Origin of the sequence: Paraburkholderia kirstenboschensis (assembly GCF_904848585.1) — a bacterium.
Lineage (GTDB): Bacteria > Pseudomonadota > Gammaproteobacteria > Burkholderiales > Burkholderiaceae > Paraburkholderia > Paraburkholderia kirstenboschensis.
Genome location: NZ_CAJHCR010000009.1, coordinates 72,883 through 86,577 on the forward strand (window position 1 = coordinate 72,883; position 13,695 = coordinate 86,577).

At 60.1% G+C, this 13,695-nt stretch carries 10 protein-coding genes; 3 read left to right on the forward strand and 7 right to left on the reverse strand.

Annotated elements, in window-relative coordinates:
- The first annotated feature begins 88 nt into the window (after positions 1–88).
- Positions 89–1,495, forward strand: a complete 1,407-nt coding sequence (locus tag JMY24_RS22275) for a selenium-binding protein SBP56-related protein (RefSeq protein WP_128595119.1) — start codon at positions 89–91, stop codon at positions 1,493–1,495.
- Positions 1,492–2,169 carry a hypothetical protein gene (locus JMY24_RS22280; protein WP_128595118.1) on the forward strand — a complete coding sequence of 226 codons (678 nt, stop codon included), beginning with the start codon at positions 1,492–1,494 and terminating at the stop codon, positions 2,167–2,169. Before JMY24_RS22275 ends, JMY24_RS22280 begins: the two co-directional genes overlap by 4 nt.
- Before the next feature lie 102 nt (positions 2,170–2,271).
- On the opposite strand, the gene JMY24_RS22285 is transcribed toward JMY24_RS22280, so the two are convergent.
- On the reverse strand, positions 2,272–2,505 hold the full coding sequence (locus tag JMY24_RS22285; protein ID WP_128586449.1) for a DUF2795 domain-containing protein: 234 nt from the start codon (positions 2,503–2,505) through the stop codon (positions 2,272–2,274).
- Between the two features lie 147 nt (positions 2,506–2,652).
- Between JMY24_RS22285 and JMY24_RS38445 the strand changes: the two genes are divergently transcribed.
- Positions 2,653–2,961, forward strand: a complete 309-nt coding sequence (locus JMY24_RS38445; protein ID WP_236597477.1) for a hypothetical protein — start codon at positions 2,653–2,655, stop codon at positions 2,959–2,961.
- A gap of 182 nt (positions 2,962–3,143) precedes the next feature.
- Here the strand turns inward: JMY24_RS38445 and JMY24_RS22295 are convergent, their stop codons facing one another.
- From JMY24_RS22295 to tssF, 6 genes are all read right to left on the reverse strand, one after another.
- On the reverse strand, positions 3,144–3,398 hold the full coding sequence (locus tag JMY24_RS22295) for a PAAR domain-containing protein (protein WP_128595117.1): 255 nt from the start codon (positions 3,396–3,398) through the stop codon (positions 3,144–3,146).
- 32 nt (positions 3,399–3,430) lie between these two features.
- On the reverse strand, positions 3,431–4,294 hold the full coding sequence (locus JMY24_RS22300; RefSeq protein WP_193425091.1) for a hypothetical protein: 864 nt from the start codon (positions 4,292–4,294) through the stop codon (positions 3,431–3,433).
- Between the two features lie 466 nt (positions 4,295–4,760).
- Entirely contained in the window at positions 4,761–5,414 is a 654-nt protein-coding gene (locus JMY24_RS22305) for a hypothetical protein (protein ID WP_201702919.1), read from the reverse strand.
- Positions 5,414–7,726, reverse strand: coding sequence for a M23 family metallopeptidase (locus tag JMY24_RS22310; protein WP_128595116.1), 2,313 nt, complete (start codon positions 7,724–7,726; stop codon positions 5,414–5,416). The genes JMY24_RS22305 and JMY24_RS22310 overlap by 1 nt, the downstream gene beginning before the upstream one ends.
- A gap of 40 nt (positions 7,727–7,766) precedes the next feature.
- Positions 7,767–9,923: a type VI secretion system Vgr family protein gene (locus JMY24_RS22315; RefSeq protein WP_201702927.1), complete on the reverse strand. Its 2,157-nt coding sequence runs from the start codon at positions 9,921–9,923 to the stop codon at positions 7,767–7,769.
- A gap of 177 nt (positions 9,924–10,100) precedes the next feature.
- Positions 10,101–13,061, reverse strand: a complete 2,961-nt coding sequence (tssF, locus tag JMY24_RS22320; protein ID WP_413231262.1) for a type VI secretion system baseplate subunit TssF — start codon at positions 13,059–13,061, stop codon at positions 10,101–10,103.
- Between the last annotated feature and the right edge of the window lie 634 nt (positions 13,062–13,695).

The following is a 13,695-nucleotide window of genomic DNA, read 5'->3' on the forward strand; positions in this document are numbered from 1 at the left end:
TTGCTCTCGGCGCCGCGGTGAACTACATCTAAAGCCGGAGCGCGTTCGGCGCTAAGCCCGCGCCCGATCAGACAGAGGAGAAGCCGTCATGGGTATGCGCCCCGATCCCACATTCCACGCGTCGCCAAAACTCGCAATGGATGCGCCCGCCGAAGAATACGCGTACACGCTCCTGCTCAGCCCCGATTTTTCGCAGCCCGACGCGCTCGCTGTTATCGACGTCAAGCCCGGCTCGCCGACCTACAGCCAGGTGGTCCACACGGTGCCGGTGCCGAACAAGGGCGACGAATTCCATCATTTCGGCTGGAATGCGTGTTCTTCGGCGCTGTCGCCATTGACTGGCCACGCCTTCCTGGAGCGGCGCTTTCTGATCATTCCGGGTATGCGCTCGTCGCGTATGTATATCGTCGATACCAAGCCGCATCCGACGCAGGCGCAGATCCACAAGATCATCGAGCCCGAGGAGATCTTTCGCAAGACGGGTTACTCGCGTCCGCACACGGTTCATTGCGGCCCAGAGGGCATTTACGTCAGTACGCTCGGCGGCGCGGGGCCGGACGGCACCGACGGGCCGCCGGGCATCTTCATCATGGACTGCGAAACGTTCGACGTGCTCGGCCGCTGGGAAATCGACCGCGGGCCGCAGGAGAAACATTACGATTTCTGGTGGAATCTGCCGCGCGACTACATGGTGTCGAGCGAATGGGCGTTGCCGCCGCAGTTCGAGAACGGCATCGTGCCCGAGGACCTTCTGTCGAACAAATACGGCCACGCAGTCCACTTCTGGGATCTGCGCGCCCGGCGCAATGCGCAGACCATAGACCTCGGCGCGAATCATCAGATGGCGCTCGAAGTGCGTCCCGCTCACGATCCGAGCCGCGAGTATGGCTTTATCGGCGTGGTGGTCGACACGACCAATCTCGAAGGCTCGATCTGGACATGGTGGCGCGAAGGCGGCCAGTTCCACATCGAGAAGACGGCGACCATTCCGCCCGAGCCGGCCGACCCCGCGGCGCTGCCGCCGTTGCTGCAAGGGTTCGGCGCGGTGCCGCCGCTCGTCACCGACATTGATCTTTCCATCGACGACAAATTTCTCTACGTCGCCTGCTGGGGCACCGGCGAAATGCGCCAGTACGACGTGACGGAGTCGCGCAAGCCGAAGCTCGCCGGTTCGGTTCATCTCGGCGGGATCGTGCGGCGCACGCCGCATCCGAACGGCGAGGCCTTTGCCGGCGGCCCGCAGATGGTCGAGATCAGCCGCGACGGCAAGCGCGTGTACTGGACCAACTCGCTCTACTCGACGTGGGACAACCAGTTCTATCCGAACGGCGTGCCCGCGGCGCAGGTCATGGCGCACGCCGCTCCTGGCGGCGGCCTGACATTGGCTGACGATTTCTGGGTGAAGTTTCCCGATGGCTACCGCGCGCACCAGATACGCCTCGAAGGAGGAGACTGCTCGACGGATTCGTTCTGCTACCCGTCGGTGGGCACTTGAGCGGCGGCTGGTCGCAGACCGGCCTCTGGCTCGCGGTCGTCGCAAGCGGTTGCTATCACGGTGCCAATCCCGCGATGGGATGGCCGCTTGCGGTGTCGAACGCCCTGATGCAACGGCGCTCGCATGCGCTCTTCACCGCTCTCTTCTATCTCGCAGCCGGACATGTGCTGGCAATCTTTCTGATGGTGATGCCGTTTGCCATGCTCGCCGCCGTATTCGCATGGCAGCGCGAAATCCAGACTGGCGCAAGCGTGCTCGTAATTGGCTTCGGCGTTGTCCTGCTGATCTGGCAACGGCATCCGCGTGTGCTCGCCCGGATCGCGCCATCGCGGCTCGCGCTGTGGTCCTTCGCGATAGCGATTGCGCACGGCGCTGGGCTGATGCTCGTGCCGATCTACCTGGGCCTTTGCCGCGCCGACGATGCCGACCGGGCGCACCAGGCTGCGCAGACATTGATGCAAGCGCGGTTCGGCATGGCGCTGCTGGTCTCCGGCGTGCATGCCGCCGCGATGGTGCTCGCCGGCGGACTGATCGCGTGGCTCGTGTATCGCTATCTAGGGCTCAAGTTCGTGTCGCGCAGCTGGTTCAACCTGGACGCCGTGTGGGCCTTTAGTTTCATCCTCGTCGGCACCCTTGCACTGGTGCTCAATTCTGGCGATTTGCCTGGCTCGTGACGACACTGGGCTTCGACACCGGGAAGCCCCGTCAGGCAGTTCACGTCATCGCGTGCGAAGCCAGCACGAGCCGCTGCGATCCGCTAAAGCGCGCCAATAGCGCTACTCGACGTTCGATGCCTCCCGAACGACAGCCGAGACGCTGTCGAAATTGCGGTCGCCCATTCTCTTAAGGACGGCTAACACCTCGCCGTCGACGCCCTTGCGCTGCGCAAACTCGACCAGTTTGTCACGCGTAGTGGGAAACGCGGCGCCTTCGAGCGCGCGTGTAATTTCTTCCAGTGGCGGTTGGTCGGGGTGGCGGTGGTTCTGCGAACGAGCCGGATGCTGAGCCATATTCATCTCCTTGCCGGTTGAGAAAGCTTCTTCCTATGTTTCGCATAACGTGTGCCGCGCTTGTAATTCCGCATCAAGTTGCTTTGTAAGCTGCCGTTAATCTTGTTGACGTTCCAACACAGACTGACGAGAAGCTGAGAGACAACAATGCATTTCCCGCGCGCTTCGGGCGCTTTTACCGCCCTCCTCGCCCTGCTGCCGATCACGCTTGCCGGTTGCGGCGGCACCGTCAGCCAGCAGCCTTCGATCAGCGGCAGTGTCTATCTCGGTTCAGTTTCCGGCGCGACCGTCGTTGCCTATGCCGTCGACGCAAACGGGCACGCGGCGGCTATCGGCTTATCTATCAGACGAGCGGCGCGCAGTCGTGCTATCAGGCTGAGACGCCTTGAGGCGGAAGGGGTTGGAGACCTGTTCTATTTCGTCGTGGTAATGGCGTGCGGTGCGCCGTTAACGTGAATCACATGCGACGACGCCGTAGAAGATCTCGAGGTGTGGCGTGCCGTAGGTGCGGAGTCGCGCGTTGTTTTCGCCGATGTCGGCTGCGAGCATCAGGGCCGGTCTGGTCAACTTTGCGGCGCGGTTGATCGATTTACGGGGTTGGCGTATTGCAGTTTCATGAGCGTCTCAGTTCAGCACGTTCAGTCAAGCAGCCAGCCGTCGTCGCCTTCGATCAATGTGCCGCCGTGGCTGGTCGTATCGCCTTTGCGGGCGACGCTCGAACCGCCAAACGTGGTCGACGAGCCAGTAACGATGACAGCACCGCAACTTGTCAGATCACCTATGCAAGCGACAGCGCGCTCGTTGACCGTAACACTGCTCGTGCCACTGGTGACGGTGCCTATCCCATGCATGGGACAGGAATGGCGATGACCTAGGAGGACGACGGGACGCATGGGAAATTCCTGAACGTTGATGTGGTAGAGACCTACTGAACGCTGGCCTGACTATGTTCGCCGACGTATTTCCACTGGAAGCTGAATGGGTCCACGCCCTTTTCTCCCGGCAAGTTCGGCATCGAGTCGCCTTCCCTGACGAACACCTCGTGATAACCGCCCAGCCGTTCGATGCTTTTGCCAGTTGCTGACCAGTAGCCGGCTTTCGATGCGAAGTCGCCGGGGCGTGCATATGGAAAAGCCGGAATCTGTGTGCGGGCATCGACCTCGCCGAGGAATTCAATATGTCGGCCCTGTCGTGCTTCGTCGTCGGTCGGTTTATAGACCTTGAAGTACAGTCGGTTAGATGGTGCGTTGTCGGTGATCGGATACATCATCCTGCCCTTGCCCTGTGAGTCGGTACGATCGAGCACCTCGCGCACGTCGATCCAGTCCAGTTGACTATGCCAGTAGACGACTTCGTAGATGTGCGTGCCGGTGAGGAACTGGCTGTTCATGATGACAAATTCGGCCAGTCCATCGGTCGCCCACTTGTCCCTTGCTTTGACAACGCTGGCGTTCGCCTTTATCTCTTCGTCTCGGGGAGCGGCCTTGTTGGCCTCGATTCCGCTCTCAACTCGCGGGGCAGGCAGGATCTGTTTGCCTTCCGAATATAGCCGCATCTTGGGGCCGTCCGGCGTCGGCATAGCAGTCCACTTAACGTCCTTGTCGCTTGGATTGATGTACGCGAGGTAGTAGCGAACTTTGATGCTTGACGGGCGCACAATCGCATCGTGAAACCTGATTTGCGTGATCAGCGGATTCTTGACCCAGCTCACGCGCTCGTCCGGGACGATGCCGGTTCCATTGGCCACCTGCTGCGCCCACGGGGACGACAAGGAGAAAAGCATTGCCATCCCACACATCGAAATGGCCAACGTCAAGTTATTTATCATCAATCGATTAGGCTTCATCCTTCCGCTCTCGACAAAAATGTGAAACTCTCGGCATTAGTCACTGCCCGGTTGGGCGTAAATTCGGCCAGCGCGCGTGCGGCACGCGCGCCATCTGGTTTGCGTTTTGAATTTCCAGCGTAGCCAGACGACCACCACATAATCCGTCACACGTTTGTGCGACCTTCGCTCTCTATCGATCGCAATGTTTGCCCACCTGATGGCAACGTTATGCTATGCGGACGCGCGAGCAAATAGTCGTATCATGAGATAAATCATGTGCAAGCTTGCGTAGGTTCTTTGTGCCTACGAGCCCGTTTTTGGTTTTCGTCCTTCAGAAAATCCGTATGAAGGCCGTCGTCCCTCAGGAACCCGCTCTATCCAATACAACGGCCTGCTTACGTTCATGCGATTGACGATTTGCCCTTTGTTACCGGCGTACGGGAATTGGCCGGTCCGCAGGTATGCCAACGGCTGTCGCACCAACAAATTGTATTGAGTTAATGATAGTGAGCGCGTATGGCATTAAATCATCCCTATGAGCGTACAGACGTCCACTAGCGGGCAATCCACCACACAACACAACTGGTGGATGGCGCATGCAAAAGGCGAACGAACGAGGGTCATCGGTGGTGGCTTCCCGAGTCATTCCCACTCCACTGCTATTTATGCCGCGTAGTGGAAAAATCTTGGTAGTTTTGCGTTCCCCACGGGGCACGAAGGACACATCTTTTTTCCATCGTCCTTTGCCTTTGTCATAGGTGGCTGCGACGCTATACCTGATATGCTTCGTGTCATTCACACTAAAGCAAACAAGATAAAGAGATAGGCCTTCAAGTCCACTTTCCTTGTTTGGTAGATCTTTTAACTCGTAACCGTCCTCATCAAGTCGACCACCATATGGGTCGTTGATCTTAATCGGGCAGCTATGGCCCTCCGCCCGGATAGTTATCTGCTTGACTTCTATCGACTTGGACTCAGCAAACGCAATCGTGGGTAAACCCAGCGCAAGGCAGGAAAACACACCGGTCCTAAACCGATGACCGATGCATTTGGCACTTAACGATTTTAGACGGCTATACATTAGCTTCTCCTTAGGATCCCGTCTTCTGGGATATCCGGCGATTGCGCCACCGGGACCGGAAATTTCATCTCAGTGAGGACAGAAAGTGCCACGCTATAAGCCATGCAACGCGCCTCAAAGCCGTTCAAGGATGTCGAGTACAAGTGATCCATCGCGCTTGGTAGGTTTACCGCGGCGGAGACTCTCCAGAAGCTTCGGCTGCGGTAATAACTGTGCGGATGACCACTCGCTGTAACGGGCGCCCGCTCCAGTACGTGCGGTTCATCGGCGAAGCGCGCCATACGGAGCTTTGCCCAATAGAAGCCCGCGCTTAAAGCCGCTTCAAACTTTTCGGCGTCGGATACATCATCCCGCCACTGCCTCATTTCATCGGTCAGCGCGGCCTCAGACGAAAGCCAAGCCGCATTACAATCCGTTGCGATAGCTTGGTGTTCCGCATGCAGCAATGCTGTGCGTACTGTCGTTGGAATCCGAGAGCGCCGCCCGCGGAAATCCCAATAGTCCAAGTAGTTGCTTGCCCACGTGATCTGAAGAAACCCTTTCCCGTACCAAGGATAATATTTCCTCGCAGATGGGCTTCCTTCTTTCAGCGACTGCAACCACTGTGACTCCTGCATCGCGTTGCCGAAGAAGGAGGCCATGCGAAACGGAGTATTGATGCCATAGGTCCGCAGCATGCGGTTGAGCTGAACGCGCTGTCTTTGAAAAATGTTCCCGGTGACCGAGATCGTCGGCACTGGCTCCCAGAGTATCTGCCCGCCATGCTTACGCATCGCAAATGACGGTACCAGTTGTTTGAACTCTTTTTCACTCAGCCACATGCACTTCCGAAACGTCTGGATAAACCGCCCCGGGTGAAAGTGGTAGTGAACCTTGTCCAACGCAAGACCCTGAGCCTGTGCGTCCTCCCAGAACGCGAGCGCCGCATGGTGCGCCTTAAACTGTGCATAACCTGCATCGCTCAATCCGGCGGACGCTATGACATTCGCCGGCAGATCATTGGGATCGCCGCCTTTGACCCATACCCATCGCGTATCGAAGTCCGCCCTTGACCACTCGGTGGGCATCTTCACCACGCAGTAACTCAGGCGTTCGCGGATGGAACCGTCAAGACTGCGTGCATAGGCGCGTGCAATGTGATCGCGCCGCTGCTGCGGCGTGGCGGCACCGCTCGTTGAGACGCTAACCGGATCGAGCATGTCAGTCAGCACATCGGAATCGCACCGGCTATTGCCGTCGATATCGTCGTCGATAATCGTCCATCCCCGCCAGTCGGGAAAATCGGCATCGCTGTAGACCCGGACGCCCCGGCCGTTCAGGTCGGCATAGACCGCCGTATGATCGACCGGTGAGTGAATTTGCCGGATATGCGGCAGACGTCCCTGATAAAGGTCCGTCGCTGCCGGCGCATCCGGCCCAATCACCCGGCCAAAGCGCAGCATTTCATAGCCTGCGCTCGGGCAGCCGGGATAGCGCTTCGTGGCCCGTTCGTACAGGCCATAACCATCTTCGGGGGTCGCGGAGCCGAGCACCGCGCCGCGGATAGTGCGCGTGGTCAGCGTAATCAGTCCCTGCGCTTCGCTCGTGCTCACTATCGCAGGCGCCGTGGTGCGGGTGAGAACCGGCGTCTGCCACGCAGGATGGCCCGGCGTGCCCACCGACGGGTCGGTCGCATAGAGGGGCGTATTGGCTGGCAGAACAACATGCGTGTCACCCCAAAGGCTACTGGTACGCCCCTGTTCCGCAGCCAGCGGCCCCTGGTTGCGCCCCATCAGCGCTGCGACGCTGGCCGCATCAGCCACAATCTCGAAGTGGATGCGATTGGGCTGCCCATAGATTGCGCCTGCGGTGCCGATGGCGTCCTTGCGATACACCTTCTGCCCATGCGCCAGTTCGACCGGATGGCCGTTGACCGTTCGAGTGGCCAGCGTGTGCAGATGCTGGTAGATCGAGTAGAACTCGACGTTCACTCCGTCACCTATCTCGGTCGCGTGCTTCAGTATCACCACGCCGTTGCTTGTCCAACCTGCGTAATACAGCAGCGGATGGGCGGCGATCACCGCCGGATCGTCCTGATGTTGAGGAACGGGCTCACTATTGCGGGCAAACACCACCTCGCCATCCGCAATGGCCCGCACCGGCTCAACGTGATTTCCCGTACCCGGCGCATCCAGGTGGATGCCACCGTGCCAGCCAAATTCACGGCTGACCGGGAACGCACCTTTGCCGCTGCGTTCGCCCAAGGTGGTAACCGGTTGCGTGGGGTCGTCTTCCTGCGCCTCGGCGCTCAGAAACGGCGGGCTGATCAGCATGATGGGGACTTCCTGAAATTCATATTCATCTCGATGTGTGTTATTCGGAGAGCGGCAGATGGTCCACATCGAGCAGACGGCCGAGTAGCGGAATACCTTGCAAATCGGATGCGCCGCCGCGACCCGATTCCTGGGTTACCGAACCCTTGAGCTTGATCGCTACGCCGTCAAGCGTGATACCGCTGTTGTCGATGGTGACGGTGCCGCCCGGCCCTTTGATCACCACCTTATCGCTGGACTGCAAGGTGTACAGCCGGGTCCTGCGCTCAATGCTCTGGCCGGCCTGCAGTTGGTGATGGCCCTGGACCCTATGCTCGACATGGCCGCCGGTGCTGATGTGATAATCAGCCGCGATCTTCTCCGTGCGGTTATTACCGACGTTGCCGGTGTAGTCCTTGGCGACTGTTAATCTGAGATTACGGCCCACTGCAAGCGAGTCATCCTGGGTGATACGGTGCGTGCGGTCGTGACCGATATCAACCTGCTCGTCATTGCCTACATGCTTCACGCGATCATGACTCACCGTAACGGTCTGGTCGTGCTCGACCGCATGCACCTCGTCGTTTTCCACCTCGGTACGGAGGTTTTTCTCCGCATGGATCCACAGTTCTTCGCTGCCTCTCTTATCCTCGAAGCGGATCGCGTTGGCGGTGTTATAGCCGCCTCCTTTTGTAGATCGCGATAGCGTCCCGCTCTGCGTCGCATGATCCGGCAGCTTCCACGGCGGCATGCTCATTGCGTTGTACACGCGCCCGGTCACAATGGGTCTATCCGGATCGCCGTTCTCGAAGTCCACGATAACTTCGGTCCCGACCCGCGGAATGTTGATGCCGCCGAAGTTACTGCCCGCCCACGGATACGACACGCGCACCCAGCACGACGAATTCTGGTCGTTGATAGCCGACCGATCCCAGTGAAACTTGAGCTTCACGCGTCCGTACTGATCGGTCCAGATTTCACTGCCTTCATAGCCTGTCACGATTGCCGTCTGCGGACCCGTCGTGCGCGGTTTAGTCACCGTGCGCGGCGGCCGGAACATCGTGGTCGCCGGCTGTACTTCGAACGTCGTGCCGACCCGGTACTCGCCTCTTCCGCTCGCATCGCCAATTTCCTCTGCGTCAAGGCTCGAACGGATCACCAGATACTCGCGATTCGCCGCGTCCTGCGGATGACCCGCCAACGTGAAGGTCGTACCGCACACCACAGCACGCAGGTTGCCCCGACCTTCGGCGCGCTCGCCTCGTGAACGGATTTCCTGCATGCGCACGCGCGCGAGTTGCTCGCCCTGCTCCGGGTCGGTGTAGTCGCCCGGCCATTCATAGACGGTAAACTGGTTGTGCGCTGTCTTTTGCGGCAACGCGTTCTGCACGGCCAGATCAGCCCTCGGCTTCGTGAAGTCGAAATCGTCGGTCGTCCAGATGCCCGACTGGATACTTTCCGCGGTGTCGAAGTGGCTCACGTATTCCGTGTCGATTTTTCTGTCCGGCGGGTAGTACGGCAGTGTGTGATACGCCTCGCTTACCACGCGCTTGTGAGCGCCGAGGTTATCGACCAGCACCATCCGGTGTACGCCCTTCGAATGCTCGTAAAACCAATAGATGCCGTGCTCTTCCATCAACCGCTGAATGAACGAAAAATCTGATTCACCGTATTGGACCTGATAGACCAGCTTCGGATATGTGCCCCCCAGGCGCTTGACATAGGAGTACATGTAATTGCTCTTCAGCACTTCGTCGATGATCTCGATTACCGACCGGTTCTGGAAAATCCGATAGTCCGTGCGCCGCTCAGCCAGCACGATCCACGGCTTGAGGATCAGCCGGTAGCGGTACTGACGGTTCAGTTGCTCAACCAGACTGGCGGCGGTGACAATGCCACTGATCTCGCGTTCGCCCCGGCCGATATTTGCGGCGTCTGTGGTGCCCGCCATGCCGGAAACGAAGGTACCCATGCCGTCCAGTTGCACGGTCACCGTGAGTTCCTTGCCGACCACCGCCTTCAGGTCCAGATTGGCTGCGATGCTGTCGGGCAACAGCGGGTTGAGTGGCGTGACCAACCCCAGTTCGTACTCGTAGATCTTCGACAGCGCTTCCTCGCCCCTGATGGAGCGCAATTGAAGCGCAGGCGCGCCGTCGTCGAGCGTGGGCAACGCGGCGCCGCTGACCGTGAAGGTACGCGGGGTCGTAAAGTTCAGCATGAGCGCCATCCTCCGCGTGAACCGGACCGGTCGCCGTCCGCGCAACGGACACCGTTATGCCGGGCGTGCGGCGCCCAACGCTTCGTCATGCGTGTCTGCATCGATCGTTCTCCATGAATGCCGGTGTCCTGCCCGGATCGCGCCGGCTGCCTGCCATGTGTTTCACTGTGGTTGTGCTCATGCGACTCCGCGAGTGCCCATTCGCACAGGCCAGGTCGCCACATGACCGCGCTGCACCGAGCGCAATCGGGTTTCAACGAACGAATGGGCCGAAGCGCCCCGCGCCAGAAAACGTTCGAGAATCAGGCCGAACAGGTAGGGACTCACGCCATGAAAGCTCGTTTCGTCAACCGTGATCTCGCACTCGGCGCCGCAACCAAAAACAAGTTGTCCGTTGCCCGGCAGCATGCGAGTGACCGTGCGCGTCCTGATATCGACCAGACTTTCGATCTGCTGCCGGTAGACCTCGTCACCCGGAGCGAGGAACAGTCCGAGCAGATTGCGCAGGCTGGCGGCCGACGGGTCTTCCAGTGCCAGGTAACTGAAGCTCAACAGGCGAATCAGCTGCCAGGCGGTTTCCCGCTCCGCATACGGTGCGCGTGGCGCGCTCGGTGCGCGGATGAGACCCACACCGAGAACAGAGGCAGACTGTTCAAGCGTCAGGTCATCACGCCCGTCAGGAGCGATCAGGTTCGGGAGTTCGCGATTAGTCAGCAACGCGCTCAGCGCCAGGTAGTTCATGCGCTCGCCGTAGGGTTGGCCGTCGCGGTCAACCAGCGACACGAAAGTTTCCGTACCGACGTAAGGCGTGCGCGTGCCGTAGCGGCGACGTGACAGTTCCGTCGTCAAGCGGCGGGCGCAACGCGTGGTGAAATAGCGCCCGTGGTTTCCTTCGTCGTTCGTCAGCGGCTGGTGCAGCGGCCGGAATTCGAGCGGTGCCGACCTCTCGCTGACCTGGCCGTACAGCGTCTGAACGGAAAACACTTCATAGTCCTGCGGCTTCAGTACGTCCGGGACCAGTTGAAATTCCGTGCCGGTTTCTGGTAGTTCGACGGGGTCGCACGTGCGGGGAAAGAGGTTGATGACGGGCGTGCAGAAGAGCGCGAAGTGTGAGGCGTCCACGCGCTCCGCCAGTGCTCCAGTGAACTGGTTCAACAGCACGACGATTTCCGCCTCGCGCCCACGCACCTGACGCAGGCCCGCTTCGAGCCCCGTCAGCGTGAAGAAGTAGAAACGCGACGGGCAAGCAGAAAACTCGTGCAGCAGATTGTGTCCATGAAACTTCGGCCAGACGAGCGGCAAGAGGCTCTGTCCGGGATCGAGTCCCTCGTGTATCACCGCGTCGCGGCTTACCGCGTGGAACGGACTGCCCGGCGTGCCGAAATTTCCGGGCTCTCCGGTTATGGATGCGACGCCCGCCACATGCAGCAGTTCGAACAGGTGGGATGCCACCTGCTCATCCCCGGCCAGATACATCGGCAGACGGTCGAGCCCCTGCAACTCTGCAATGCCGACTTCGCCAGTGGTACGCAGTCGCAACCGCAACGCGCCACGCACCTGGGTATGCCCCGGCACGTACCGGTCGAGCGCGGGAATGTCAGGGGGAATGCCGGTCAGCCGCGCGCTCACGATCTCCAGCGGATACAACGTCACGTCCTGGCTGCTGCGGAACTCGCACGACGTCTTCTCGCCATCGGGCACGCGGCTTGTGAACGTCGCACCGCGCGCGACCCGGATGCCCTCGGCGAGATTGCCCTCTGTGCCGTTCGGATAGAGGCGCGCCACCGCGATGGAAGGCGTCGACGCCACGAAATTCGGATATACGCATTGCAGTAGCGGCTGGGTGAACTCCGGGAACCGGGCATCCAGTTTCATGCGCATGCGCGCGGCGGTGAAGCTGAATGCCTCGATCAACCGCTCGACGTACACATCCCCAATCTCGCCCCCCCGCATGCCTAGGCGCCTTGCGATTTTCGGATGCGCCTTCCCGAATTCGGCGGCGAGTTCGCGCATGTACAACAACTCTTCGTTGTAGTACCTCAGCAGTTGTTGATCCGTGCCGGTATCCGGATGTTGATTGGATGGAGCGGCGCTCGTCGCCGGCTGCTTCAGGTAGTGCTCCGGTTCGAAGCGCATGCCGGTAATGGGCGCGCAGGCGGGCGCGTGGCCAAGCCATCCGGACCAGCCGAGTCGTTGGGTTCCTCCCAGCACCGCAGGCGGTGCGCACTGCGGCTTGATACGTAATTCCAGCTCCCAGCGGGAACCGCGTCCGATGAATTCCATCACGCATGCGACCAGCTTCGGCAGGTCCGTGCCCTGCGGCGTGAAGCGCAGGTAGGCGTCCATGTCGAGCGGCCCGAGGATAATGCGGAACTTGTGCTGGCGATCCGGCACCTGATCGCCGAGCATCGCACCCATGGCCAGCGTCGACGACTCCACGGGCGTTCCCAGGTGGCTGTGGTTCGCAGGCGCGGTTTCCATCCAGTGAAAGACGTATTCTTCGATGGCGACCGGCACCCCGAAGTAATGCTCAAGCGTTGCTTGAAGCCCGTCCGGATTGCGCGCTTCGCGCACCAGGTGCGCGGATGCCGCCAGACGCGCATGCGCAGGAAACGGCTGATGAGCAATTTCGTCGACATGGTGGCCCGCGAGGCTCGCGATATAGAACGAAAACGCTTCGTCATCCGGTCGATCAAGGCCTGCGGCAGCCTGGCCCGAGGCCCACGCCCGATACAGCAGCGTCAGATAGCGGTGATGAAAGATATCGAGGAAATCGACCAGCGTCGGGTCGTGCCGGTTCTGCTCGCGCTCACGTGCAATCTCGGTGACGTGAACCGGCAGCGGTCCGTTTGGCCCTAGCATACCCAGACCCAGAAGCCGGATCTTCAGACGCCCATCGATCTCACGCGCGTCGGCAATCTCACGCGGAGCGAACGCGAGGCTCGGCGCCTGGCCGAGACGGAATGGTTCGGCCTGTGGACGGCGTGCGGTGCCGACCGGATCGAGACGGGGATCGGCGCCGATACGGCGCAGCAGGGAGATAAACCCGTAGCGCCAGGGTTCGTCCAGCAGCCGGCCGACGCTCTCAGCAGAAAGCGCTACCTCGGGCATGGCCGGGTTTAGAGCGCTGTAGGCCATCAGGCCTTGTCCCTCGCGCTCATACACACACCGGAATAGCAGTAGGATTCCTTAACAGCGAGTCCGCAAGCACTTGCCGTTTCCGCAGATGGTGTATCCCACGCTGAACGAGCGCAGTAGTGGATGACGCACGCTTCATACGCATAACGGCATCGACATTCGGGCGCGCTGGAGTGTGAGAATGTTGAGTGCATCTGCTCATGACGTGTCTCGCGTTTGTTCTTGGGGCGGCCAGGCGTTGCTACCCGCTACCGAGCGCGCATGCGTGGGAATGATTGGCCGTTATGCGTTAGCAGTAACCGGCATAAGGCAAGTTCGACTCGAACGCTCGCCCATTGGAAACGGCGCGTGGACGCAGCCGCTCGCCTGTTTGCAGACGCATAGCCGGCGAGGCGAATGACGAGTTCGCCAGATCTGTTCGTCCCTGTTTGCGGCCGATCAGTCTAGAACGGATCGGATTCGGTACGCACGCTGAAGGCGGGCAGCACTGCTAATTCAGAAAATTCGGCGCGGCATCGTTTGGAGATCTGACGCCACGCGAGACTGATCCCCATCGATCAGCGCTACACGATGACCCGCGAAGCATCACTCACGACTCCAGCGCAAAACGCCAGTCGCCTTGCGACTAAAAAAA